The organism is Geodermatophilus sp. SYSU D00758, assembly GCF_054049955.1.
The window spans coordinates 134147-157502 of sequence record NZ_JBJGYK010000003.1 but is presented as its reverse complement, the minus strand read 5'-3'; the positions used below and the strand labels follow the sequence as shown (position 1 = coordinate 157502).

The 23356-nt window shown below is 76.5% G+C and carries 21 protein-coding genes; 7 read left to right on the top strand and 14 right to left on the bottom strand.

Going from position 1 to position 23356, the window contains the following annotated elements:
- Positions 1-3 precede the first annotated feature (3 nt).
- Positions 4-330 carry a TcmI family type II polyketide cyclase gene (locus ACI8AC_RS03760; RefSeq protein WP_456895331.1) on the bottom strand — a complete coding sequence of 109 codons (327 nt, stop codon included), beginning with the start codon at positions 328-330 and terminating at the stop codon, positions 4-6.
- A gap of 467 nt (positions 331-797) precedes the next feature.
- Between ACI8AC_RS03760 and ACI8AC_RS03755 the strand changes: the two genes are divergently transcribed.
- Entirely contained in the window at positions 798-1505 is a 708-nt protein-coding gene (locus ACI8AC_RS03755) for a LuxR C-terminal-related transcriptional regulator (RefSeq protein ID WP_456895329.1), read from the top strand.
- A 349-nt stretch (positions 1506-1854) separates the two neighbouring features.
- The gene (locus tag ACI8AC_RS03750; protein WP_456895327.1) at positions 1855-2538 is read left to right on the top strand and encodes a response regulator transcription factor; all 684 of its coding nucleotides are present in this window, start codon (positions 1855-1857) and stop codon (positions 2536-2538) included.
- 112 nt (positions 2539-2650) lie between these two features.
- Here ACI8AC_RS03750 and ACI8AC_RS03745 read toward each other — a convergent pair whose 3' ends face one another.
- From ACI8AC_RS03745 to ACI8AC_RS03730, 4 genes are all read right to left on the bottom strand, one after another.
- A complete protein-coding gene (locus tag ACI8AC_RS03745) occupies positions 2651-3946 on the bottom strand; it encodes a PhoH family protein (RefSeq protein WP_456895325.1) in 1296 nt (431 codons plus the stop codon).
- A 286-nt stretch (positions 3947-4232) separates the two neighbouring features.
- On the bottom strand, positions 4233-4409 hold the full coding sequence (locus ACI8AC_RS03740) for a hypothetical protein (RefSeq protein ID WP_456895323.1): 177 nt from the start codon (positions 4407-4409) through the stop codon (positions 4233-4235).
- 6 nt (positions 4410-4415) lie between these two features.
- Positions 4416-5633 (bottom strand): DUF885 domain-containing protein, encoded by a 1218-nt coding sequence (locus tag ACI8AC_RS03735; RefSeq protein ID WP_456895321.1) that lies wholly within the window; start codon positions 5631-5633, stop codon positions 4416-4418.
- Positions 5634-5677: 44 nt separating this feature from the next.
- Entirely contained in the window at positions 5678-6457 is a 780-nt protein-coding gene (locus ACI8AC_RS03730; protein WP_456895319.1) for an isoprenyl transferase, read from the bottom strand.
- 123 nt (positions 6458-6580) lie between these two features.
- On the opposite strand from ACI8AC_RS03730, the gene trhA reads away from it, so the two are divergent.
- On the top strand, positions 6581-7393 hold the full coding sequence (gene trhA / locus ACI8AC_RS03725) for a PAQR family membrane homeostasis protein TrhA (protein WP_456895317.1): 813 nt from the start codon (positions 6581-6583) through the stop codon (positions 7391-7393).
- A 124-nt stretch (positions 7394-7517) separates the two neighbouring features.
- Here the strand turns inward: trhA and ACI8AC_RS03720 are convergent, their stop codons facing one another.
- The 8 genes from ACI8AC_RS03720 to ACI8AC_RS03685 all read right to left on the bottom strand — a co-directional run bounded on the left by ACI8AC_RS03720 (position 7518) and on the right by ACI8AC_RS03685 (position 16392).
- Entirely contained in the window at positions 7518-8768 is a 1251-nt protein-coding gene (locus ACI8AC_RS03720) for a geranylgeranyl reductase family protein (RefSeq protein ID WP_456895315.1), read from the bottom strand.
- 59 nt (positions 8769-8827) lie between these two features.
- The gene (locus tag ACI8AC_RS03715; RefSeq protein WP_456895313.1) at positions 8828-9454 is read right to left on the bottom strand and encodes a hypothetical protein; all 627 of its coding nucleotides are present in this window, start codon (positions 9452-9454) and stop codon (positions 8828-8830) included.
- 56 nt (positions 9455-9510) lie between these two features.
- Complete coding sequence (locus ACI8AC_RS03710; RefSeq protein ID WP_456895311.1) at positions 9511-11508, bottom strand: thioredoxin domain-containing protein; 1998 nt, start codon at positions 11506-11508, stop codon at positions 9511-9513.
- 157 nt (positions 11509-11665) lie between these two features.
- Positions 11666-11956 (bottom strand): hypothetical protein, encoded by a 291-nt coding sequence (locus ACI8AC_RS03705; protein WP_456895309.1) that lies wholly within the window; start codon positions 11954-11956, stop codon positions 11666-11668.
- The gene (locus ACI8AC_RS03700) at positions 11920-13179 is read right to left on the bottom strand and encodes a serine hydrolase domain-containing protein (protein ID WP_456895307.1); all 1260 of its coding nucleotides are present in this window, start codon (positions 13177-13179) and stop codon (positions 11920-11922) included. The genes ACI8AC_RS03705 and ACI8AC_RS03700 overlap by 37 nt, the downstream gene beginning before the upstream one ends.
- A gap of 59 nt (positions 13180-13238) precedes the next feature.
- The gene (locus ACI8AC_RS03695) at positions 13239-13787 is read right to left on the bottom strand and encodes a nitroreductase/quinone reductase family protein (protein ID WP_456895305.1); all 549 of its coding nucleotides are present in this window, start codon (positions 13785-13787) and stop codon (positions 13239-13241) included.
- A 238-nt stretch (positions 13788-14025) separates the two neighbouring features.
- Entirely contained in the window at positions 14026-14355 is a 330-nt protein-coding gene (locus ACI8AC_RS03690; protein ID WP_456895303.1) for a lysylphosphatidylglycerol synthase domain-containing protein, read from the bottom strand.
- 1182 nt (positions 14356-15537) lie between these two features.
- The gene (locus tag ACI8AC_RS03685; protein WP_456895301.1) at positions 15538-16392 is read right to left on the bottom strand and encodes a phosphatase PAP2 family protein; all 855 of its coding nucleotides are present in this window, start codon (positions 16390-16392) and stop codon (positions 15538-15540) included.
- A 169-nt stretch (positions 16393-16561) separates the two neighbouring features.
- Between ACI8AC_RS03685 and ACI8AC_RS03680 the strand changes: the two genes are divergently transcribed.
- The 4 genes from ACI8AC_RS03680 to ACI8AC_RS03665 all read left to right on the top strand — a co-directional run bounded on the left by ACI8AC_RS03680 (position 16562) and on the right by ACI8AC_RS03665 (position 22248).
- A complete protein-coding gene (locus tag ACI8AC_RS03680; RefSeq protein ID WP_456895299.1) occupies positions 16562-18919 on the top strand; it encodes a heavy metal translocating P-type ATPase in 2358 nt (785 codons plus the stop codon).
- 38 nt (positions 18920-18957) lie between these two features.
- A complete protein-coding gene (locus ACI8AC_RS03675; protein WP_456895297.1) occupies positions 18958-19881 on the top strand; it encodes an alpha/beta fold hydrolase in 924 nt (307 codons plus the stop codon).
- Between the two features lie 184 nt (positions 19882-20065).
- Positions 20066-20815, top strand: a complete 750-nt coding sequence (locus ACI8AC_RS03670) for a response regulator transcription factor (protein WP_456895295.1) — start codon at positions 20066-20068, stop codon at positions 20813-20815.
- On the top strand, positions 20812-22248 hold the full coding sequence (locus ACI8AC_RS03665) for an ATP-binding protein (protein WP_456895294.1): 1437 nt from the start codon (positions 20812-20814) through the stop codon (positions 22246-22248). Before ACI8AC_RS03670 ends, ACI8AC_RS03665 begins: the two co-directional genes overlap by 4 nt.
- Positions 22249-22312: 64 nt before the next feature.
- Here ACI8AC_RS03665 and ACI8AC_RS03660 read toward each other — a convergent pair whose 3' ends face one another.
- Complete coding sequence (locus ACI8AC_RS03660) at positions 22313-23317, bottom strand: MBL fold metallo-hydrolase (protein ID WP_456895291.1); 1005 nt, start codon at positions 23315-23317, stop codon at positions 22313-22315.
- Positions 23318-23356 lie beyond the last annotated feature (39 nt).

The window sequence follows — 23356 nt, the reverse complement described above, 5'->3', positions numbered from 1 at the left end:
GGCTCACCGGGCCTCGGGCGTCCAGTGGTAGAAGCGGCGGGCCATCGCGTCCGCCGGCGAACGCCAGTTCGGGTCGTAGGCCTCGATGAAGGGCTTGAGCTCGTCGCTCATCTGCCGGAACTCCGGCAGCGCCTGGGCCACCTTCATGGCCTCCGACGAGGGACGGGAGAAGTCGATGAGGTGCACGTAGAGGCCGTGGAACTGGAACAGCGACCGGCGCTCCACGCCGATCTCGTGGGGCATCGACGTGGCGTCGTAGCGGGCGAAGACCTCGGCCACGTCGTCGGCCGAGGTGGGCGCCATCTTCGCGATGATCATGGTCTGCTGCACCGGTCGCTCCTCGTGGGTCCGGGCCGGGGAGCCTCGCCGGGGCCGTGGGGCCCGTGTGGCTCGGGGGGACGCCGGGAACGCTAGGGCGGCTCGCGGGGCCCCCGAATCGGCCGCGGGACCGGAATCCGGCCGCGCCCCGGGGCGGAGTCGCACCCCCTCCCCCCCACCCCCGGGATGGTCGGTCGGCCCCGGCGGGACCGACCGGGGTCCGACGGCAGCGCACCTCCAGGACCAGGGCACGGGGCCGCTCGGTGGGGGTCGGCCCCCTACCCCGGTATGAAGTCCGGGTGCGAACCCGGCCCGCCGCGCCCAGGTCGGTGGCCCACGACCGATCCGTCACCTAGCGTCAGCAGCGGGGAGCCGACGGACGCGGACGACCACCAGGGCCGCCCGCGGCAGGCCTGACTCCCACGGGGGTTGACCAGCGGTGCCTGCCGGCGCCGCTGCGGGGGAGCGGAGCTGGCGACATGGGAGGACGGTCGCCCGGCGACGGCCGGGTGGAGGACGCGGACGACCGGATCCGCGTTGTGCTCGCCGACGAGGGCGAGGTGTTCCGGTTCGGGCTGCGCACGGTGCTGCGCTCCGGGGGCGACCTGGTGGTGGTGGCCGAGGCGGCCGAGGCCGGTGCGGCGCTGGCCGTTTGCGCGGCGGCCGCCCCCGACGTCGTGCTGGTCAGCCACGACCTGCCCGGCGCCGACGTCGGGACCGTGGTCGGGGACCTGACCGCCCTGGGGGTCGCCGTCCTGGTGCTGGGCTCGGCCGGCCCCGGGAGCGACCTGGTGGAGACGCTGCGCCGCGGGGCCAGCGGCTACGTCCTCAAGGACGTCCGGCCGGAGCGCCTCGTCGAGGCGGTGCGCGCCGTCGCCCGGGGCGAGACCGTCCTGGACGCCGCGGCGACCGGGTCGCTGCTGGACCGGCTCGACGAGCCCGAGCCACGCCAGGAGGCCCAGGACGCGCTCACCCCGCGGCAGCAGGCCGTGGCCGCCCTGGTCGCCGAGGGGCTGACCAACTCCGAGATCGCCGACCAGCTCCGGGTCAGCCGGGCCACGGTCAAGGGCCACATCACCGTGGCGCTGCGGCGGCTGGGCCTGCGCGACCGCACCCAGCTGGCCATCCACGTCAACCGTTCCCGCCGCGACGGCGAGGCCCCCCGACTCGGGTCGGTGACCGGGTGACCGGGCACCGTCCTGTGAACATCCCGGAAATCAGCTGGGAACCTGCTGCGCGCGGGCGGTTCCCGGCCCTAGTCTGCGCCGATCACACTCCCTGCCGGCACGCCGGGCGTGGCAGCACGCCCGGCGCTGCCGGACCGCACCGCCCCTGAACCAGGCGGAGAACGAGGGTGAGCCCGTGAGCCGTGACGACCTCGTCGCCCCGAGCAGAGGGGCGCCGCAGTACCGGGGGACGACCCCACCGCGGACCGTGGGTCCACCTCGACCCCGCGACGGCAGCCGCCCCGGCGGGCCGCACCCGCCGGGAGGCCGGCCGCTGCCCGGGCCGGCCGCGTCGCCGCACCCACCGGGTGTGTCGCCGCACCCACCGGGTGTCCGGCCGCCGACGGCGCTGGTCCGGGTGCTGCTCTGCGAGGACCAGGAGGTCTACCGGGTCGGCCTCCAGGTCATCCTCGACGCCCAGCCCGACCTGGCCGTGGTCGCCGAGGCGCCCGACCTGACCGCGGCCCTGGCGGCCGCGGCGCAGACCCGCGCGCAGGTGCTCGTCGCCCGCCAGGGGCTCGTGGACCGGGAGTTCCGGCTGCTGCCCCACTTCTGCCGCCAGGACGTCGCCATCCTGGTGCTCGGCGAGGGCGACGCCCCCGACCCCGAGCTGGTCGACGTGCTGCGGGCCGGGGTGCGCGGCTACCTGCCCCGTCGCCTGAGTGCGCGCCGGCTGGTGGACGGGGTGCGGGCGCTGGCCCGGCACGAGGCGGCCCTCGACACGGCCGCCGCCGACCGGCTGGTCCGCTACCTGGCCGACGGGTCGGCGGCGCCCCGCCGGCCGGTCCGCGCCCTGGAACAGCTCACCTGCCGGCAGCGCGACGTCGCCGTGCTGGTCGCCGAGGGGCTGAGCAACGAGGAGATCGCCGCCCAGCTGTTCGTCAGCCTGCCGACGGTCAAGAGCCACCTGACCGGGGCCCTGCGCCGGCTGGAGATCCGCACCCGCACCCAGCTGGCCATCCTGGTCAACCGGGAGGCCACCGGCCCCGCGTGAGCCCTGCTCCCGGCGGGGCCGTGCGCCCTCCCGGCGGGGCCGTGCGCCCTCCCGGCGGGGCCGTGCGCCCTCCCGGCGGGGCCGTGCGCCCCGCCGGGAGGGGAGGACGGGTCTACAGCGGGAGATCCCCCAGCATCTCGGTGACCAGCGCCGCGATCGGCGAGCGCTCCGAGCGGGTGAGCGTCACGTGGGCGAACAGCGGGTGCCCCTTGAGCTGCTCGACCACGGCGGCGATGCCGTCGTGCCGGCCGACCCGGAGGTTGTCCCGCTGGGCCACGTCGTGGGTGAGGACCACCCGCGACCCCGAGCCGAGCCGCGACAGCACGGTGAGCAGCACCCCGCGCTCGAGGGACTGCGCCTCGTCGACGATCACGAAGGAGTCGTGCAGCGAGCGGCCGCGGATGTGGGTCAGCGGCAGGACCTCGATGAGGTCGCGGGAGGCGATCTCCTCCAGCACCTCCTTGGAGACCAGGGCGCCGAGGGTGTCGTAGACCGCCTGGGCCCACGGGGACATCTTCTCGCCCTCGCTGCCGGGCAGGTAGCCGAGCTCCTGGCCCCCGACGGCGTAGAGCGGGCGGAAGATGACCACCTTCTTGTGCGCCCGGCGCTCCATCACCGACTCCAGCCCCGCGCACAGCGCCAGCGCCGACTTGCCGGTGCCGGCCCGGCCGCCGAGGGAGACGATGCCGACCTCCGGGTCGAGCAGCAGGTCGAGGGCGACCCGCTGCTCGGCGGAGCGGCCGTGCAGGCCGAACGCCTCGCGGTCACCGCGGACCAGCCGCACCTGCTTGTCCGGGGTCACCCGGCCCAGCGCCGACCCGCGTGAGGACAGCAGCACCAGGCCGGTGTGCGTCGGCAGCTCGGCCGCGGCCGGGACGAACACCTCCCCGGCGTCGTAGAGCTCGGCGAGCCCGGCGTCCTCCAGGGGCAGCTCGGCCATGCCCGTCCAGCCGGCGTCGACGGCGTCCAGCGCCCGGTACTCGTCGGTCTCCAGGCCCACTGCCGCCGCCTTGACCCGCAGCGGCACGTCCTTGGTGATCAGGCAGACGTCGCGGCCCTCGGCCCGCAGGTTGAGGGCCACCACCATGATCCGGCTGTCGTTGCTGTCGTTGCGGAACCCGGCCGGCAGCACCGAGGGGTCGCTGTGGTTCAGCTCGACGTGCAGGGTGCCGCCGTCGTCCCCCACGGGCACCGGGGCGTCGAGCCGCCCGTGCCGCACCCGCAGGTCGTCGAGCAGCCGCAGCGCCTGCCGGGCGAACCAGCCCAGCTCCGGGTGGTTGCGCTTGTCCTCGAGCTCCCCGATCACGACCAGGGGGAGCACCACGTCGGCGTCCCCGAGCCGCAGCAGCGCGCCCGGGTCGGAGAGCAGGACGGAGGTGTCGAGGACGAACGTGCGACGAGTTGTCACGAGTCGGCTCCCGTGGGGGGGGCCAGGCGCGCCCCGGCTCGAAGGTGGCCGGGCCCCGGCACAGGGGCCGGGCACCGGCCCCCTGGTCGACGTCGCACGTCCGCACCCACCGGGCCTCCCGCGGCGGACGACGTGAGGTCGTCCGCCACATCGGACGGTAGGCCGGGGAGGTGACAAGAGCGTGTCCACGAGGAGGCGTGTCCCCCGTCCGGGGAACCCAGCCGCACCACCCGCCCCACCCCCGGAGGACACCGCACCCCGCCCCGCCCCGCCGTACCGGCCCGGCTCAGCGGTCCCGGCGCGGGCGGAGGGCCAGCAGCGCCCACAGCAGCGGGACGAGCAGCACCGGCCACTGCAGGCGCAGGTCACCGATCCACCACAGCCCGCCCACCAGCAGCACCGCCAGCCAGCCGGCCGTCCACAGCCCCAGGTCGCGGGCCTCGTCGGGGTCCCGGCGCGCCATCCCCGCTCAGGCCGCCCGCAGCTCGGCGCTGACCGCGGCCGGGGTCAGCGGCTCGTCGAGCAGCCGCAGGAAGCGGTCGGCCACCGGCTGCCCCTCCGGCCGGGCGTCCAGCCATGCCGAGAGCAGGTCGAAGCCCTCGACGTAGGTGCTCGTGTAGGCCCGCCACAGGGGGTGCGTGAGGAAGCGCAGCTGCTGGCGGGCGCGGTCGGGGCTGACCAGGGACCACCGCTGGATGTGGGCGGCCACCTCGTCGACGTGGACCCCGCGGTCGTGCAGCAGGACCGCGGCGTCCTGGCGGACCCGGTTCAGCGGCGCGGCCGCGGCCGCCACCCGCTCGGCGAGGTGCCCGTCGAAGCGCAGCCCCAGGTCACCGAGCACCTCGGCGGCCCACGGCCCCCAGCCCGCGCCGATCGCGGCCCGCACCCCCAGGTCGGCCAGCCCCTCGGCCATGAGGCACTCCGGGGTGTTGACCAGGAAGACCGTGTGCTCGACCCGCGCCGCCCGCTCGACCAGCCCGAGCTCCTTGCGGCAGTGCTCGGTGTGGTGCCCCGGGTAGGCCTCGTGGGCGACCAGGTGCGGCAGCTGGGAGAGCCGGTGCGGCAGGTCGGCGTTGACGGCGACCCGCGAGCGGAAGTCGCCCTCGTAGTAGTTGAAGCCCGACCAGGGCTTGTCGGTGACCACCTCGTAGTGCACGACCTCGGCCTCGGGCAGCCCGTAGGCGGCGCGGACCCGGTCGCGCAGCGCGCTGGAGAGGGCGTGCACCGCCTCCGCCAGCCGGGCCGGCGGGCACTCCTCGCGGCGCCGGTGGGCGGCGTAGCGCTCGGCCAGGGGCCCGTCGCCGGGGAGCAGGGCGTCGAGCTCGGCGTGCGCGGCCGCGTAGGTGGCCTGGTCCCCGAGGGTGACGTCGACCTGGAAGTAGCTCGACACCTCCTCGAGGAAGCCGACCGGCTCGCCGCTCATCTTCCGGGCGCTGCACTCCAGGCCGGCGAGCTGGCCGCGGAGGAAGCCGGCGCGGTCCTCGGGCAGGGCGGTGGCGTCCAGCTCGCGCAGCAGGGCCCGCGCCTGGTCGCGCAGCCCCTGGGGGGTCGGCGCCGGCTCGTCCTGGACCTGCGCGCGGACCCGGGGGTCGCCGGTGTAGGCGTCGACGAAGCCGGACTCCAGCCGGTCGAAGCGCAGCCCCAGCCGCACGTACTCCAGGGGGACGTCGAGTGCTCCGGCTGCCATGACCGGGAAGTTTCGCAGCCGCCGGAGCGGCGGTGGCGGGGGGCTCAGCCGCCGAAGCGCCGGTGCCGCGCGGCGTAGGCGCGCAGCGCGCGGAGGAAGTCCACCCGCCGGAAGTCCGGCCAGTAGACGTCGGTGAAGTGGAACTCCGAGTGCGCGGTCTGCCACAGCAGGAAGCCCGAGAGCCGCTGCTCCCCGCTGGTGCGGATCACCAGGTCGGGGTCGGGCTGGCCGCGGGTGTACAGGTGCTCGGCGATGTGCTCGACCTCCAGGACGCCGACGAGCTCGTCCAGGGAGGTGCCCCGCTCGGCGTGCTCGGCGAGCAGGGAGCGGACGGCGTCGGCGATCTCGCGCCGGCCCCCGTAGCCGACGGCCAGGTTCACGTGCGCCCCCGGCCGCCCGCGGGTGTCCTCCTCCGCCTGCTTGAGGACGGCGACGGTCTCGGCCGGCAGCAGCTCGAGCGCGCCGACCGGCCGCAGCTGCCAGCGCCGGTCCGTCCCGGCCAGGTCGGCGGCGACCCCCTCGATGATCCGGAGCAACGGGGTCAGCTCGGGCTCGGGGCGGGAGAGGTTGTCGGTGGAGAGCAGGAAGAGCGTGACCACCTCGACGCCGGCCTCGTCGCACCAGCCGAGAAAGCCGGCGATCTTGTCCGCCCCGCGGCGGTGCCCGGCGTTGGGGTCCTCCAGGCCGATCGCCCGCGCCCAGCGGCGGTTGCCGTCGACGATCACGCCCACGTGCCGCGGGATGTCGGCCCCGACCAGCGCGCGGGCCAGGCGGCGCTCGTAGACGGCGGTGAGCGCGTCGCGGACCCACCGTCGTACCCCCACGGACGGTCACCCTAAGACCGCCGGAGACCCGCCGCGCACCGGCTCGCTGACCGGCCCCGCCGCCCGGGAAGATCACAGGCGGCTGCCCCTGCGACCCCGCCTACCGGTGCGTAACCTCCTGTCATGCGCCCCCTCCCCGACGACCGCGAGCCCGTCCGGGTCGAGGCGGACAGCGCCGAGCTCGAGGCACCCGGGCAGCAGGCGGTCACCGCCGTCCTCGCGGAGGGCGAGCAGGTCGAGCGCGCCTGGACCGCCGAGGACTTCGGCGACCGCGACTGGGACCACCCCGACACCCGGCCCCGGATGCGCGGCTGGCTGCACCTGTTCTCGTTCTTCGGGGCGATCGTGGCCGGTGCGGTGCTGATCCCGCTGGGCTCGGTGCTGGGCGCCCGGGCCGGCTTCTCCGTGGCGGTCTACTGCGCGACCATCTGCGGGCTGTTCGGCATCAGCGCCCTCTACCACCGCCGCCGCTGGTCACCTCGCGGCTGGCGGGTGATGAAGCGCCTCGACCACTCGATGATCTTCCTGTTCATCGCGGGCACGTACACGCCGTTCTCGCTGCTGGCCGTCGACCAGCCCACCGGCTACTGGGTGCTGGCCGGGGTGTGGGCCGGCGCGCTGGCCGGTGTCTTCCTCAAGCTCACCTGGCCCACGGCGCCGCGCTGGGTCGGCGTCCCGCTGTACATCGGCCTGGGCTGGGTGGCGGTGTTTATCCTCACCGACATCCTGCACATCGCCGGGGTGACCTCCCTGGTGCTGCTGGCCGTCGGCGGGGTGCTCTACACCCTCGGCGGCGTGGCCTACGCGGTGAAGCGGCCCAACCCCTGGCCGGGCACCTTCGGCTACCACGAGGTCTTCCACGCGATGACCGTCGTCGCGGCGATCTGCCACTACATCGCCGTCTACTTCGCGATGTACAACTCGCCCTTCCTCTGAGCCGGGCCCGGCGCTCGACCGGACCGCGGCGCGGCCGGGGGCGTCCCCGGCCTGCCCCGGCAGTGCAGCTTCCCCGCAGTTGCGGCGGGCGCGCCGGCGCGTGCGCGGCAGCGGGACCGGCCGGTCAGCCGAAGGGCGGTCGCTCGTCGACGCGCAGCGAGGCCCGGCCTGCGGCGCGCCAGAGCCGGGCCACGACGTCCCGGTCCTCGTCGGTGACCAGGTTGCCCATGACCCGCAGCGCGACGGTCATGAGCGCGCGCGAGCGCATGCCCACCGGGCCGGCCGCGGGCAGGAAGCGCGGCACGGTGAGCAGGCCGGCCAGCCGCCGGGCGATGGAGAAGGCCTCGCCGTAGTGCCGGCGCAGGGTGGCCGGCCAGGCCGCCGACCAGTCCGCCTCGTCGAACAGCCCGACGACGGTGCGCCCGGTCTCCAGGCCGTAGTCGATGCCCTCGCCGTTGAGCGGGTTCACGCACCCGGCGGCGTCCCCCACCAGCGCCCAGTTGCGCCCGGCGACCCCGGAGACCGCCCCGCCCATCGGCAGCAGCGCGGACGCCGGCGCCTCCACCGGGCCGTCGAGCAGCCAGTCCTCGCGGCGGGCGTCGGCGTAGACATCCAGGAGCGCCTTGAGCGCCACCCCGGCGGGCCGCCGCGCGGTCGCCAGGGTGCCGACACCGATGTTGACCTGGCCCGACGCCGCGCCGAGCGGGAACACCCAGCCGTAGCCCGACAGCAGCTCCCCCTCGGCACCGCGCAGCTCGAGGTGCGAGGAGATCCACTCGTCGTCCGCCCGCCCGGAGCGCACGTAACCGCGGGCGGCGACGCCGTAGGCGGTCCCCCGGTGCCACTCCCGGCCGAGCACCCGGCCCAGCGGGGAGCGGGCGCCGTCGGCCACGACCAGGCGCCGGCAACCCACGGTCACCGTGTCGTCGCCGACCTCGAGGACCACCCCGGTCACGCGGTCGCCGTCCCGCTCGACGTCGACCGCGCGGGCCCCGGAGAGCGGCGTGGCCCCGTCGGCCAGCGCCACCTCCCGGATGCGGGCGTCGAGCTCGGTGCGGGGCACGGCGCTGCCGTGGCCGGGGAACGCCCGGCCGCCCGGCCACGGCAGCTCCCACACCCGGCCGAACCCGGCCGCCCGGAGCCCGCGGTTGCGCGCGTGCCCCAGTGCCCAGCCGCCCAGGCCGAGCCGGTCGAGCTCGGCGACCGCGCGGGGGGTCAGCCCGTCGCCGCAGGCCTTGTCCCGCGGGAAGGTGGCGGCGTCGGCCAGGAGGACGTCGTGGCCCGCGCGGGCGGCCCAGGCGGCCGCCGCGGCTCCCGCCGGGCCGGCCCCCACGACCAGGACGTCGGTGGCGGCGGGCACGGCGGCGGTCGGCACGGCTCCGAGTGTCCCAGGTGGGCCGCGCAGGCCCCGCCGGCCGTGATCACCGCGGGGTGTCACTCGACGCGGGGCCCGCGGGCGCGCACCTCCTCGACCGAGGCCATGGCGTCCCGGAGCTCGGTGAGCCACGTGTCGGCGTGCTGGCCGACCAGCCGGACCGCCCAGCCCAGCGCCTCGGAGCGCGACCGGGCGACCCCGGCGTCCACCAGCGTGTCGAGGACCAGCCGTTCGGCCTGGCGCAGCCGGGTCATGACCGGCACGGAGAGGTTGGTGAAGAGCTCGCGGGTGTCCCCGCAGGCCGCGCCCCAGGCGACCGAGCGCCCGTAGCGCTCCTGCGCGGCGTCGGCGATGGCCATGCGCTGCTCGCGGGTGTCCTCGCGGAAGCGGGAGATCCGGCCCGCCCGGGCCGCCGCCGGGTCACCCTCCCCCGCCTCGGGCTCGGGCAGCGTGCCGATCACGGTGATCTCGTCCCGGTCGATGGTCAGCTCCACCGGCCCGGTGAACCAGCCGTCGGGCAGCCGGCCGGCGAACCAGCCGGCGACCTCGCCGCGCTCGACCGGGGGCGCCTCGGGCCCGCGGCCGCGGCCACCGGGCCCGCGGCCACGCGCGCCGGCCTGCGCGCGGAAGGCCTCGCGCATGCCGGCCCAGGGGGTGTCGGAGAAACGGGAGTGGTGTCCGTGCACGACGGCCTCCTCGGTACGGTGATTACACCGTTGCAGGGTAATCCTGCCGCAGCGGCTCAGGAAGGGTGCATCGCTGCGCCGAGAGCGGACACGCCCGTCACCGGTGCCGAGCAGACGAAGCCGCGGCACACGTAGGCCGCCGGGGCCCCGCCCACCGGCGGGCGGTCGGCCAGCAGCGGCACCCCGGGCGCGTCCGGGTCCCCGGCGACGACCACCGCCCCCGGGCTCGTCGAGGCGCGCGCGGCGGCCGCCAGCGCCTCCCGCGCGGGCCCGGCGGGGCCGCTGACCGCCACCTCGAGCGGGCCGGCGAGCAGCGCCTCCCCCACCGCAGCGGCCCAGCCGGCCGCCCGCGGCGCGCGCCCCACGAGCCGGGCCAGCGAGCCCACCGCCTGCTCGCCGAGCTCCCGGTGCCGCGGCGACCCGGCCAGCGCGGCGTAGGTGACCGCGGCGCCCGCGACCGCGGCCACCCCGGACGGCGTCGGCCCGTCGGCCGGGTCGAAGGGCCGGTGCACCAGCGCCTCGGCGTCCACCGCGGTGTCGTGCCAGCCCTCGTCGTCGAGGAACCGCGCGGCGGCGTCGTCCAGGAGCTCCCCGGCCCACTCCAGCCACCGGCCCTCGCCGGTCGCCTGGTGCAGGGCCAGCAGCCCCTCGGCCAGGTCGCCGGAGTCCTCCAGCACCCCGGCGGGTGCGCCGGCCACGCCGTCCCGGGAGGCGCGGCGCAGCCGGCCGTCGACCCGGTGCACGCGGTGCAGCAGCTCCGCGGCCCGGCGGGCGGCGGCGACCGAGCCCGGGTGGCCGGTGAGGGCGCCGTGCTCGGCCAGCGCGGCTATGGCCAGCCCGTTCCAGGCGGTGACCACCTTGTCGTCGCGGGCCGGCTGCGGCCGCCGGGCCCGGGCGGCGAGCAGCCGCTCCCGAACCCCCGCCAGCCGCTCGGCGTCCTCGGGGTCGCGCAGCAGCTGCAGCGTCGAGCTGCCGTGCTCGAACGTCCCGGACGGCGTCACCTCGAACACGCCGGCCGCCCACCGGCCGTCCTCCTCCCCGAGCACCTCGACCAGCTGCGCGGGGGTCCAGACGTAGGTGAGCCCCTCGACCCCCTCGGTGTCCGCGTCCAGCGCCGAGGCGAACCCGCCCTCCGGGGTGCCGAGGTCGCGCACCAGGAAGCGGGCCGTGGCGTCGGCGACCCGGCGCGCCCAGGCCTCGCCGGTGGCCCGCCACAGGTGCAGGTACACCCGCAGCAGCAGGGCGTTGTCGTAGAGCATCTTCTCGAAGTGCGGCACCACCCACCGCGCGTCGACGCTGTACCGGGCGAAGCCGCCGGCGAGCTGGTCGTGGATGCCGCCGCGGGCCATCGCCTCCAGGGTGTGCCGCGCCGTGCGCAGCGCCCCCGGGTCGCCGGTGCGGGCGTGCGCCCGCAGCAGGAACTCCAGCACCATCGACGGCGGGAACTTCGGGGCGCCGCCGAAGCCGCCGTGCTCGTCGTCGTGCCCGGCCACCAGCGTGGCCACCGCGGCGTCGAGCGCGTCGGCGGACAGCGGGACCGGCGGGCCGAGGTCGAGCCGGGCGGAGATGCCCTCCACGATCCGGCCGCTCGCCGTCTCGAGCTCGTCGCGGCGGGTGCGCCAGGCCTCGCCGACCGCCGCCAGCACCTGCCGGAAGGCCGGCATGCCGTGCGCGGGCCGGGGCGGGAAGTACGTGCCGCAGTAGAACGGCTTGCCGTCGGGGGTGGTGAACACCGTCATCGGCCAGCCGCCGTGCCCGGTGAGCGCCTGGGTGGCGGTCATGTAGACGCTGTCGACGTCCGGGCGCTCCTCGCGGTCGACCTTGACGCACACGAACCCGGCGTTCATCTCGGCCGCGGTCGTCTCGTCCTCGAACGACTCGTGCGCCATGACGTGGCACCAGTGGCAGGCCGCGTAGCCGACCGAGACGAGCACGGGCACGTCGCGGGCCCGGGCCTCGGCGAAGGCCTCCTCCCCCCACTCCCGCCAGTCGACGGGGTTGTCGGCGTGCTGCAGCAGGTACGGGCTCGTCGCGCCGGCGAGACGGTTGGTCACGAGGCGCCCTCCTTCTCGCATCGGATGGCCGGACCGGCGGCGCGATCCACACCGGCCCGGTGCGCCGATCCCACTGGCGCCGGAGACGGCGTCGACCGGCCGGGCGCTGCACCGGCTCGCCGCGCCCGCCGGACCGGTACCCGGGGTGGTCCCGGCTCTACCGGCGGACGGCGGCGGCCGCGACGGTGGCTGCGGCGGCGCCCATGACCCACCGCCGCGGGTTCTGCCAGGCGGGTTGCTTCTCGAACGACATCAGGTCGAACAGCAGCCGCGGCGGGGAGTCCTCGGTGAACACCACGCCCAGGTCCCAGCCGTGCTCCGGCAGCGCGACGCGGTACACCCGCGGGTCGGCGGGGTCGTCGGGGTGCAGCACCATCGCGGTGCGCATCCCGGGGATCGGCGTCAACGGGGTCAGCACCAGCTCGCTGTGCCGGACGGCCACCTCCACGCCCGCGCCCATCGCCAGCCGGGGGAACAGGTTCGTGATGGGGCCTGCGTCCGGGGCGAACCAACCGCACAGCGCCGGCCACAGCTCCGGGGAGGGGGCGACGTCGTCGCGGACGGGGTCCTCCGGCAGCCCCACCAGGAGCCGCATGAGCGCGTCCGACAGCGGCGCGGGCGCGCCCCGGCCGTCCAGCCCCCGGTGTTGCCCAGGACGACGACGCCGGTCCCCTCGTCGGGCGCCATCCCGATCGCCGACAGGAACCCCGACAGGATCCCGGTCTTGCCGACGAGCGTGCGGCCCCGCTCCTCGTGCCGGTCGAAGCCCAGGCCCATGCCGGCCACCCGCGGATCGGGCCGGAACTGCGGCCCGAACATCGACGCCACGCTCTCCGCGGCCAGCACGCGGCCGTGCTCGCCGGCGCCGCCGCGCAGCAGCGCCGCGACGAAGCGCGCCAGGTCGGAGGCGGTCGAGTACACGCCGCCGCTCCCGGGTGTGGGCACCTCGCGGAAGCGGACCGCCGCGAGCCGTCCGCGGCGGAGCACGTACCCGGTGGCCAGCTGGGCCCGCAGCCGCTCGGTGAGGAGCAGATCGGTGTCCGCCATACCCAGCGGCGCGAAGACGTGCTGCCGCAGGTACCGGTCCAGCGGCTCGCCGGACACGTCCGCCACGAGCTGCCCCAGCGCGGCGAAACCGTGGTTGCTGTAGGCCCACCGCGTCCCCGGCTGCACGTCGACGGGCAGGCCGTCCTTGTAGTACTCGGCCAGGGGCACGATCGAGCGGGCGGTGTCCCCCGAGCCGACGCCGGGGTGCAGGAGCAGGTCGGAGCGCCGCCGCCAGTAGCCGACCCCGGCGCTGTGGGTGAGCAGGTGGCGCACGGTGGCCGGGCGGAAGTCGGCCCGCGCCGGCACCAGCCGGAAGGCCCGCAGGTGGTCGGCGGCCGGCGCGTCGAGGTCGACCCGCCCCCGCTCCACCTGCTGCATCACCGCGACGGCGGTGAGGACCTTCGTCAGGGAGCCCACGCGGAAGACGGTGCGCTCGTCGACCGGACGTCCCGAGGCGACGTCGGCCACGCCCCGGCCGAGGAATCGTGGCGGGGAGCCCTCGCGGACGACGGCGACCGCGAGCCCGGCCGAGGGCCATCGGCTCAGCGTCCTCGCGATGGCGCGGTCGAGGTCGGGCTCCGCCACGGTGGGTCCGCTGCGGTCCACGTCGAGGTCGGTGGTCATGCGGCTGCTCCTCCCGACGGCGCGGGTCCGGTGCGGCTACCGGGGGATGGCCGTGCGGGTCACGGCCGCGGCCCCCGCGAGTCGGCCGGATCCGCAGGGGGTCGGGACCCCGGCGGGCGGCCGGCGCCCACCGGCGCGGTGACGCGGAAGACCGGGTAGTCCGCCGCGATCCGCTCGAACTCCTCCAGCGGAGCCCGGCGGTCGACGGGGACGTGCGCCCGGGCACCCGGGGCGCGGTCGAGGTAACGGCGCAGGACCGGCGCCCGGCGCGCGGGTTCGACCTCCTCGAGGAGGACCTCCTGCCGGCCCCGGTGCCGCAGCGCGGCGCGGCCGTGGGCGGCACGCACGTTGCGCACCCACTGGGAGTCCTCGCCCAGCATCGAGACCAGGTAGCGCTCGCCGTGGACGTCGGCCACCACCACCGGCAGGGAGACGGCCCGGCCGCTGCGCCGCCCGGCCACCTCCAGCACCACGATCCGCGACGGGCCGATGCCGCGTGCCGCCAGTGCGGCCTGCGCCCGGTTGAGCACGCCGGCCAGCCGGTGCGGCCGCCTCCCCCGGTACAGCCGGCGCCGCCACCGGTGGACGCGGGTGCGTGATGTGGTCACCTCCGGCCTCCTCCCTCGCTGGACGCAGGATGGCCGCCGTCGAGGCCCCCGGGCAGTGGCGCACGGCACGGCACGTGCGCCGTTGGTCCCGGGAACGCGATCGCCGCGACGGGAGCAACAGCCCCCACGGACCGGGGCGTCCCCCGGTGGCCGGGCCGCTGCTGCCGCGGAACGGCGCGCGCCGGGCGCGCCCGCCCCCCTCGTCGTCCGGTGGCGTGCACCGCCCGCCGGTGCCGCGTCACAGGAAGAGCCGCTGCTCGAAGCGCGCGGCGGCGAAGGCCCCGGCGAGGGCCGGGAGCCAGAAGGTCGACAGCCGGAAGGCGAGGACGCCGGCGCACGCGCTGGCCAGCGGCTCACCGGAGGCGGTGAGCGCCAGGACCAGCGAGGCCTCGGCGATGCCCGCAGCACCGGCCCCGGGCAGCACGGCCCAGCCGAACTGGAGGACGGCGTACGCCGCGGCGGTCACCAGGATCGGGACGTGGCCGCCGACGCCGTGCAGCGCGGCGACGAGGGCGGCGGCCTCGGCCGCGACCGCCGCGGCGGACCAGCCCGACGACCGTCGCGGCACGGACGGCGCCGAGCCGGTGCAGGTCCGGAGGCTGCGCCGTCCCGGGCGGCACCGGGCCGTGGCGTCGCGCGAGGGCCTGACCGGCCACGATCGCCAGGTGGGCCGCGACCCCGACGAGGAGCAGGGGGAGCGACGAGGAAGGCGTCTGCCAGCTCGCCAGCCGCCCGTCGGCGCGCGCGCCGGCGACCGCCGCGACCGCCACCACCGCTGCACCGGCCGTGGCACCGTCCCGGACGCGGTCGTGCGCCCGGGCGGCGGGCGCGGGCAGGATGCCGGCCCGTTCCAGGTACCGGCCCGCGGCGACCCGCGCTCCGACACGGCCGTGGACCAGCGCCGCGCCGTCCGCGACCAGCGTTGCGACGTAGGTGCGTCCGACGGCCAGCCGGCGGTCGACCGCGGCCCGTGCAGCGGCCGCTGCGGCAACGCGGGCGACGAAGGCCAGGGCGAGCGCGCCACCGAGCCAGCGCCAGCCCTCGACCTCCACCTCGGCGAGCACCCCGGTGGCCTCGGCGATCCCCTCCACCCCGGTGAACAAGGTCGCGGCCCCGACGGCGACGAACAGCCACGCCAGGAGGCCGGCGGGCGGCAGCCGCGGCCGGTCGGGATCGGCCAGGCCGAGCCGGCGGTGGGCTTCCCGGCGCAGCTCCGGAAGCCGAGCCGGGTCGGCGCGCAGCCCGGCACGGGTGACCGCGGACAGCGCCGGAGGCTCCAGGCCGGGCAGCGCCCCCGTGACGACGTCCGCCCCGAGGGTCCTGGTCGCGGTGTCCACGACGAGGCGCGGGTCGACGTGCAGCGCGAGCGAGGCCATCAGTTCCGCGACGTCCCGGCTGATCGTGTCGGGATCGGCACCGGTCTCGGCGTTGCCGAAGTCCACGACCCACACGTCGCCGGAGGCGTCGACGAGCACGTTGGCGGCCACGAGGTCGCGGTGGGCGACGTGCGCCGCGCGGAGCAGGGCGACCTGGGACCAGACGCGGCCCAGCAGCTCGGCGGTGATCTCCCCCGGCGGGAGGTCCTCGACGGGCCGGGCGTCGGTGCGGTCCTGCACGACCAGGGCGCGGCCGTCGGTGCCCCGGGCCAGCACCATGACCGGTGCGCGCACGCCCCGTTCCCGGGCGCTCATCATGGCCACGGCCTCGTCGGCGGCCTGCCGCCCCAGCGTGGCCAGGGCGTCGGCGTCCTTCACGTCCCCGACGACGAGGTATCGGGCTGTCCGGTACAGCCAGTCGCGGTCGAGGGGGGTCGGGGTCGAGCACCTTGACGAAGAGCGGGCGGCCACCGGGGCCGGGTGGCGGAGAAGGGGTGCGAGCTGCGGGCGGGGACGTCCGCGTGCTGCAGGTCACGGACGGGCAGGCCGAACCGCTCGAGCAGATCGGCCACGTGCGCCGTGGTGGGCTGCCACCGGGGCACGCCGCACGCGTAGTGCACCAGCGAGCCGCAGACCCAGCCCAGGAGCAGTCCACCGACGACGTCCAGCGGCAGGTGCGCGCCCACGTAGAGACGTGCCAGCGCGACCACGACCGCCAGCGCCCACACCACGCGCCGCAGCCGGCGGGACAGGTAGGGCGCAGCCGCGGTGGCCAGGGCGGCGGCCACCGCCGAGTGCCCGGAGACGAACCCGTGGCCACCGAGCACGCCCTCGTGCAGGACGGCTCCGACGGGCAGGCCACCAGGCCGCTCGCGACCGATGACGTCCTTGAAGAGACTCGCGACGAGGCCGGCGACACCGGCGGAGAGCAGCACGTCCCGGGCCATGCGGAACCGCCGCGCCAGGACGGCTGCTCCGGCGAGGAGCACCGCGGCCATCCCGTTGCCGAACTGCATGACCGCCCAGACCGGCCGGTAGATCAACGGGGGCAGGTCGTTGGCCAGCCGGAAGACGTCGGTCTCGAAGACGCTCAGCTCCCCCCGGCGGGCGACCAGGACGGTGAGCCCCAGCAGCGCCGTGCCGAGCCCGACGCGCAGCAGGTCACCCGGATGCCGGTGGACCGCTGCCCGGCCGGCCGACCGCGGCGGACGCAGGCCCCGAGCACGCACCCTCGTCGTGGTCCGGGTCGCCACCCGAGCAGCGCACCGGCCACGGTCGCCGGCGGGCAGTGCCGTTCGACTCTCGCGGTCCGGGTCCGGCGTCGATGGTCCTCCCGGCGCCGGACGGCGAGGGTCGGTGTCGTCGATGCGCGCCGGCCGGCAGCGGGAGGAGATCCGCGTGTCCGTGATCGAGTCACCCCCACGTCGTCCTGGTGCCCCCGGGCCGGTGTCGCGGCTGCGGCGGTGGGCCGAGCCGGCGCTGCTGGTGGTGACGCTGGGGCTGCTGGTGGTGACGCTGGGGCTGCTGGCTGCCGGCGGCGTGGCCTGGCTGGTCGGCGCCGGCCGGTGGGACGACGTGCTGTGGGCCGCGGCGACCCTCCTCGCGGTGGTACCCGCGACCGGCTGGGTGGTGGTCGCGCTCCTGCGGAGGAGGGTCGGCGTCGACCTGATCGCGCTGCTCGCGCTGGTGGGCACCCTCGCGGTCGGCGAGTACCTGGCCGGGGCGCTGATCGCGGTGATGCTGGCCACGGGGCGGGCCCTGGACGCGGCCGCGCAGCGGCGGGCGACGCGGGACCTGCGGGCGCTGCTGGACAGAGCCCCGCGGACGGCGCGCCGCCGGGTCGGCGACGTCGTCTCCGAGGTCCCGGTGGACGAGGTCACCGTCGGGGATCTCGTGCTGGTCGGCCCGGGTGAGGTGCTGCCCGTCGACGGGGTCGTCGAGGGCGGTCCGGCGGTGCTGGACGAGTCGGCGCTGACCGGGGAGCCCGAGCTGGTCGAGCGGGCCACCGGCGATGCGGTCCGCAGCGGCACGCTCAACGCCGGCGGCGCGTTCGAGGCCCGGTGCACCGCGACGGCGGCGCACAGCGCCTACGCCGACGTCGTCGCCCTGGTCCGGCAGGCCGGCGCGGAGAACGCCCCGGTGGTCCGGCTGGCCGACCGGTTCGCCGCCTGGTTCCTCCCGCTGTCGCTGGCCGTCGCCGGGCTGGCCTGGGTGGTGAGCGGATCGCCGACCCGGGCGGTGGCGGTGCTGGTGGTGGCGACCCCCTGCCCGCTGCTGATGGCCGCCCCGGTGGCGATCGTCTCCGGGTTGTCGCGGTCGTCGCGGCTCGGCGTCGTGGTCCGCAGCGGCGGCGCGCTGGAGAACCTCGGCCACGCCCGGACGATGGTGCTGGACAAGACCGGCACGCTGACCGCCGGCCGGCCGGCGGTGACCGAGGTGCTGACCGCGCCGGGGTGGTCGGCGCCGGAGGCACTGCGGCTGGCGGCATCGGCCGACCAGCTCTCCCCGCACGTGCTCGCCGAGGCCGTGGTGGCCGAGGCGCGGGCCCGCGGCCTGCCCCTGTCCCTGCCGCGGGACGTGCGGGAGGAGCCCGGCCGCGGCGCCGAGGCCACCGTCGAGGGCAGGCACGTCCGGGTCGGCAAGCGCGACCCGGCACCCGACGGCAGCTGGGCGCGCACGGCGGTCAGCCGGGCCGGGCTGGACGGCTGCGCGCTGGCGTGGGTCGAGGTCGACGACGTCCCCGTCGGGGCCGTCCTGCTGAAGGACCCGGTGCGGGCCGACGCCGGACGGACGCTGCGGCGGCTGCGCTCGGCCGGGATCGACCGGCTGGTGATGCTCACCGGCGACCGGACCGAGCCGGCGCGGGAGGTCGGCGCGGTGCTCGGCCTGGACGAGGTGTGCGCCCAGCAGACGCCGGCGAGCAAGGTCGCCGCGGTCCGCGCCGAGCAGGAGCGCGCGGTGACCGTGATGGTCGGCGACGGCCTCAACGACGCCCCGGCGCTGGCCGCGGCCACGGTCGGGGTCGCGATGGGGGCCCGGGGGTCGACGGCGTCCTCGGAGGCCGCCGACGTGGTGCTGACCACCGACCGGCTGGACCGGATCGCCGACGCGATGGAGATCGCCCGGTACGCCCGGCGGATCGCCGTGCAGAGCGCGGTCGCCGGGATGGGACTGTCGCTGGTCGCGATGGGCCTGGCCGCGGTCGGCCTGCTGCCGCCCACGTTCGGGGCGCTGCTGCAGGAGGGCATCGACGTCGCGGTGATCCTCAACGCCCTGCGCGCCCTGCGTGGCGGCCAGGTGGGCGGGCGGCCGGTGCCGCCCGCGACGCAGACGCTGCTGCGCCGCTTCGACGCGGAGCACGACGACCTCCGCCAGGTCCTGCCGCTGGTCCGCTCGGCCGCGGACGCGCTCGTCGCCGGACCGACCCCGCAGGCAGTGGAGGCGCTGCACCGGGCCCGGACCGCGCTGGTGGAGCGCCTCGTGCCGCACGAGGACGCCGAGGAGACCGAGCTCTACCCCGCCCTGGCCCGCGCGCTGGGCAGCGGCGAGGCGGTGGCGCCGATGAGCCGTGCGCACGCCGAGATCGGCCGGCTCAGCCGCCGGCTGCAGGCCCACCTCGACGCCGTCGACGCCGGCGCGGCGCTGGACCCGGAGCGGCGGCAGGACCTGCTGGCCTGCCTGTACGGCCTGCACGCCCTGCTGCAGTTGCACTACCTGCAGGAGGAGGAGAGCTACTTCGCACTCGCCGCCGAGTAGCCCCCGCACCGCACCGACCCAGGAGGAGACGACCGCCGATGCGCACGGCCACGGACAGGCTGCTGAACGCCGTGCAACGGCCCGACGACTACCGCGAGGTGCTCATCCACTCGGCAGAGGCGCCGATCGTCCTGTCGGTGTGGAAGGGGCAGCCCGACCGGCCCGTGGTCGTGTTCCTGCCCGGGACGATGACGCATCCCCTGTTCTACGAGGAGTTCCTCGACGCGCTCGGCCGGGCCGGGATCACCGCGGTCGGCGTCCACGCCCAGGGCCACGGCAAGAGCGCGCGCGTGCGCCGGCTCCTCGTCTTCTCCACCCTCGTCACCAACGCCCGCGACGCCGTCACCTGGACCCGTGCCGAGTTCCCCTCCCGGCCGGTCGCCGTCATCGGCTCCAGCCAGGGCGGCGTGGTGGCGATGGCGTTGGCCGCCGCCGGGGAACGGCTCGACGCCGTGCTGGCGCACAACGTCCTCGATCCGACGCTGCCGTCGACGGTCGAGATCACCCGGTTCCCCGGATGGCTGGCGCGGGTGTACCCGGCCGTCGTGACGGCGTTCCGGGTCGGCGGTCGGCTGCTGCCGCGCGTGCCCGTGCCCTTCGACGCCTATCTCGACATGGCGCGGGTGGCGCGCGACCCGGCGAACGCCGAGTACTTCTACACCGACCCCCTCGGGCTGCGCGCCTACCCCCTGGCGTTCATGGCCAGCCTCTTCGCCGCCGACCTCTCCGGCATGGCCGACGGCAGCATCCGCTGCCCGGTCACCGTCATCGCCGGCCGCGGCGACCCGCTCTTCCCGCTGACCTACACCCGGCAGGTCCACGAGCGCATCGTCGCGCCCGGCAAGGAGCTGCTCGTCGTCGACTCCGACGCACACCTGCTGCTCAACGAGGACCTCGACGCCGTCCTGCCGCCGTTGCTGGATCGGCTGATGCGGCTGCCCGCAGCGGCCCTGCCCGCGTGATGCGCCCGGGCCTCGGCGAGAGACCCGGGAGCGGCCGACCTTCGGCCCTGCACCGCCGACGTCGTCGACGGGCACCGTGGTCTGCACGTGGTGGCAGGGAGGTCGGTGTGCGCGCACGTCGGTCGGGAGGCCACCCGCAGGACCGGACGCCCGGCGTGGCCGGAACCGCGGTCCGGTACGCATCGTGAACCCGCCCGTGGCCGACCAGCGGCCCGAGGACCGGACCCCCTCCCGGAACACGTCTGCGCCGCACGGCGTCCCGCGGCCACCGGGTCCGCAGCTGCTGCTGGTGGAGGACGACCCGACGATCGCCGAGCCGCTCGTCGAGGGCCTGGAGTACGAGGGCTTCGCGGTGCGCTGGGTCCCGACCGGGCAGGCGGCCCTCGCCGATCCCGGGGCGGACCTGGTGCTGCTCGACCTCGGCCTGCCCGACGTCGACGGGCGGGAGGTGTGCCGGACCCTGACCGCGCGGTCGGCGACGCCGGTCGTCGTGGTCACCGCCCGCGGGGACGAGTTCGACCGGGTGCTGCTGCTGGAGCTCGGCGCCGACGACTACGTGGTCAAGCCGTTCGGCTTCCGCGAGCTGGTGGCCCGGATCCGCGCCGTGCTGCGGCGCGGAGCCCGGACGCAGGCGGCCGACGGGCGGCAGGAGCTCGGGGCGTTGAGCATCGACCGGCGCGGCCGGCAGGTCCGGCTGGCCGGCTGTCCGGTGGAGCTCACCACGAAGGAGTTCGACCTGCTGGCCCTGCTGGCCGAGGAGCCGGGCACGGTCCGCCGCCGGGAGGACATCATCGCCCGGGTCTGGGACGAGAACTGGTGGGGGTCGACCAAGACCCTCGACGTGCACGTGGCGTCGCTGCGCAAGAAGCTCGGCGACCCCCGCTGGATCGCCACCCTGCGCGGCGTCGGGTACCGCCTCGACGTCCCGCCATGACCCGCCGCGTGCTGGCCTCCTACCTCACGATCACCGCGGTGGTCCTGGCCGTGCTGGTCCTGCCGCTCGGGCTGGTCGTCGCCGACCACGAGCTCGACGCGCTGTTCGCCGCCCTGGAACGGGACGCCACCTCGGTGGCGGCGGCCGTCGAGGACGACCTCGAGGCCCGCACCCGGCCGAGGATCGACACCCTGCTCACCGGGTACGCCGCCGGCGGCGGTCGGATCGTCGTCGTCGACCGAACCGGGACCAGCCAGGCCGACTCCGCGCACATCGGCGCCGCGGGTGAGGACTTCACCAACCGCCCCGAGTTCACCACCGCGCTGTCCGGTGAGCGCGCCACCGGCACCCGCACCTCGGAGACCGTCGGCGGCGACCTGGTCTACGTCGCGGTGCCGGTGACCTCGGGCGGGCAGGTCCACGGCGCGGTCCGGGTCACCTACCCGATCGCCGAGCTCGACCAGCGCATCCGGGCGGCCTGGACGTGGTTGGGTCTGCTGTCGGTGGTCGTGCTGCTCGTGGTGACGGTCGTGGGGGCGGTGCTGGCCCGGCAGGTCACCCGGCCGGTCCGCCGGCTGGAGGACGCCGCCCGGGACCTGGCCGACGGCCGGCTGGACACCCGGGTGCCGGTGCCCGCCGGCCCGCCGGAGCTGCGCTCGCTGGCCGGGACCTTCAACCGCACGGCCGATCGTCTGGAGCGGCTGCTCGCCTCGCAGCGGCGGTTCGTCGCCGACGCAGCCCACCAGCTGCGCACCCCGCTCACGGCGCTGCGGCTGCGGCTGGAGAACCTCGCCCGGCACCTCCCTCCGGGCCAGGAACCCAGGCTGCAGGCCGCGGTCGACGAGACCGACCGGCTGGCGCGGCTGGTGGAATCCCTGCTCGTCCTGACCCGGGCCGACGCAGGTGCCGCCGCCCCGGTACCCGTGGACGTCGCCGAGGTCGTCGCCGGGCGGCTGGAGGTGTGGCGGTCGGTGGCCGAGCAACGCGGCGTCCGGCTCGGCGCCGACCCCGGCGCGGACGCCGCGGTGCTGGCCGTGCCCGGTGCGCTCGAGCAGATCCTGGACAACCTGATCTCCAACGCCATCGCGGCCTCCCCGCCGGCCGGGACGGTGCAGGTCACCGTCGCTGCGCCGTCTCCCGGCTCCGTCGACGTGGCCGTCACCGACGAGGGGCCGGGGCTCCTCCCGGAGCAGCAGGAGCGGGCCTTCGACCGCTTCTGGCAAGCTCCCGGTGCGACGGGCACGGGTTTCGGGCTCGGCCTGGCGATCGCCCGCCGGCTGGCCGAGGCCGGCGGCGGCACCGTCGAGCTGCGGCCCGCGCCGTCCGGCCGGGGCCTGCGGGCCCTGGTCCGGCTGCCGACGGCGACCACGCCCGGCCACGAGATCGCCGTGCCCGCTCCCGGACTCCGCTGGACCTCTTCCGGCCGTCCGTAGCTCGGACGCGGTCCGACGGGGACCGGCCGGCGGGACGTCACCGCGGCGACCCGACCGGAGCAGGTCATGCGGCGGAGACGTGCAGCTCCGAACCCACACGCATGGTGCGGTACCCCTCCCCGAACGCATGCCGGAACGCGTCGAAGGTCCAGGGCGTGCTGTCGTGCCCGGACAGGGCGACGACGCGCGGGCCACGTGCCCGGATCTGCTCGATCACCTCTGCTGCGTCACGCTCGCCGATCGGCTGCCAAGGCCAGTGCGGGTTGCCCAGCACGGCCTGAGGGAGCAACGGCGTACTGCACGGGTGGACGGGCAGGTGCAGCCCGCCCACGACGGCGCGGATGGGGACGTCGAGCACCTGCTCCGTGACCCCGAGGATCCGCTCCATCGGCGGGTGCCCGCACCCGGTCAGCACGACCAACCCGAAGTCGCGCACGTTGACGACCAGCGCCTGCTCGGCCACGGGACCGAGGAAGACCACGGCCGGTAGCGGCGGGAGGACCGCCACCCCGGGGGCGATCACCCGGGGACCGCTGACGGGCACGACGTCGGCCCGCTCGTGCGTCATGTCGGTGGGCACGTAGGCGGGTAGGCCACGCGGCTCGAGCGGCGCCGGCGCCAGGCCGAAGGTGCGGCGACGGGCCATCCGCAGCCCGCCGACGTGGTCGGGGTGCAGGTGCGAGATGACCACGCCGTCGAGTGCCTCCAGGTCGACGCCCAGGACGTCGGCGTTCTCCACGAGGGGCGACCGCTGGTCCCCTCGCAGGTTGAGTCCGGTGTCGAACAGGATCGTGGTCGCGCCCGCCCTGACCAGGTAGGAGAGGCCCGCCTCCCCCCGCAGCGGTGAGTGCCCGGCGTCCCCGGTGGTGAGGCGTTCCACCAGCGGCAGGATCGAGACCTCCGCCACCTCGCCGATCCCGGTGAGGCGGGATTCGACACGCACCGCCCAGTCACGGTCGGCAGCCGCCCTCGCCCGCGCGAAGCGCCCGGCCAGGGCGGCCAGACCCGCGGCGGCCAGCGTGCCGGCGGCAGCGGGGATACCCGTGCGAGTACGTCCCTGGTGGGTCATCGCGATCTCCCTCGTGCGGTGAGGTCGAGCTTCGCCGGG

What these genes read in the sequence shown, in the direction of transcription:
- ACI8AC_RS03675 (WP_456895297.1), top strand. Translation starts at nt 18,958, where the DNA reads ATGCGCACGGCCACGGACAGGCTGCTGAACGCCGTGCAACGGCCCGAC.
- ACI8AC_RS03665 (WP_456895294.1), top strand. Translation starts at nt 20,812, where the DNA reads ATGACCCGCCGCGTGCTGGCCTCCTACCTCACGATCACCGCGGTGGTC.
- trhA (WP_456895317.1), top strand. Translation starts at nt 6,581, where the DNA reads ATGCGCCCCCTCCCCGACGACCGCGAGCCCGTCCGGGTCGAGGCGGAC.
- ACI8AC_RS03700 (WP_456895307.1), bottom strand. Translation starts at nt 13,179, where the DNA reads ATGACCACCGACCTCGACGTGGACCGCAGCGGACCCACCGTGGCGGAG.
- ACI8AC_RS03755 (WP_456895329.1), top strand. Translation starts at nt 798, where the DNA reads ATGGGAGGACGGTCGCCCGGCGACGGCCGGGTGGAGGACGCGGACGAC.
- ACI8AC_RS03735 (WP_456895321.1), bottom strand. Translation starts at nt 5,633, where the DNA reads ATGGCAGCCGGAGCACTCGACGTCCCCCTGGAGTACGTGCGGCTGGGG.
- ACI8AC_RS03740 (WP_456895323.1), bottom strand. Translation starts at nt 4,409, where the DNA reads ATGGCGCGCCGGGACCCCGACGAGGCCCGCGACCTGGGGCTGTGGACG.
- ACI8AC_RS03660 (WP_456895291.1), bottom strand. Translation starts at nt 23,317, where the DNA reads ATGACCCACCAGGGACGTACTCGCACGGGTATCCCCGCTGCCGCCGGC.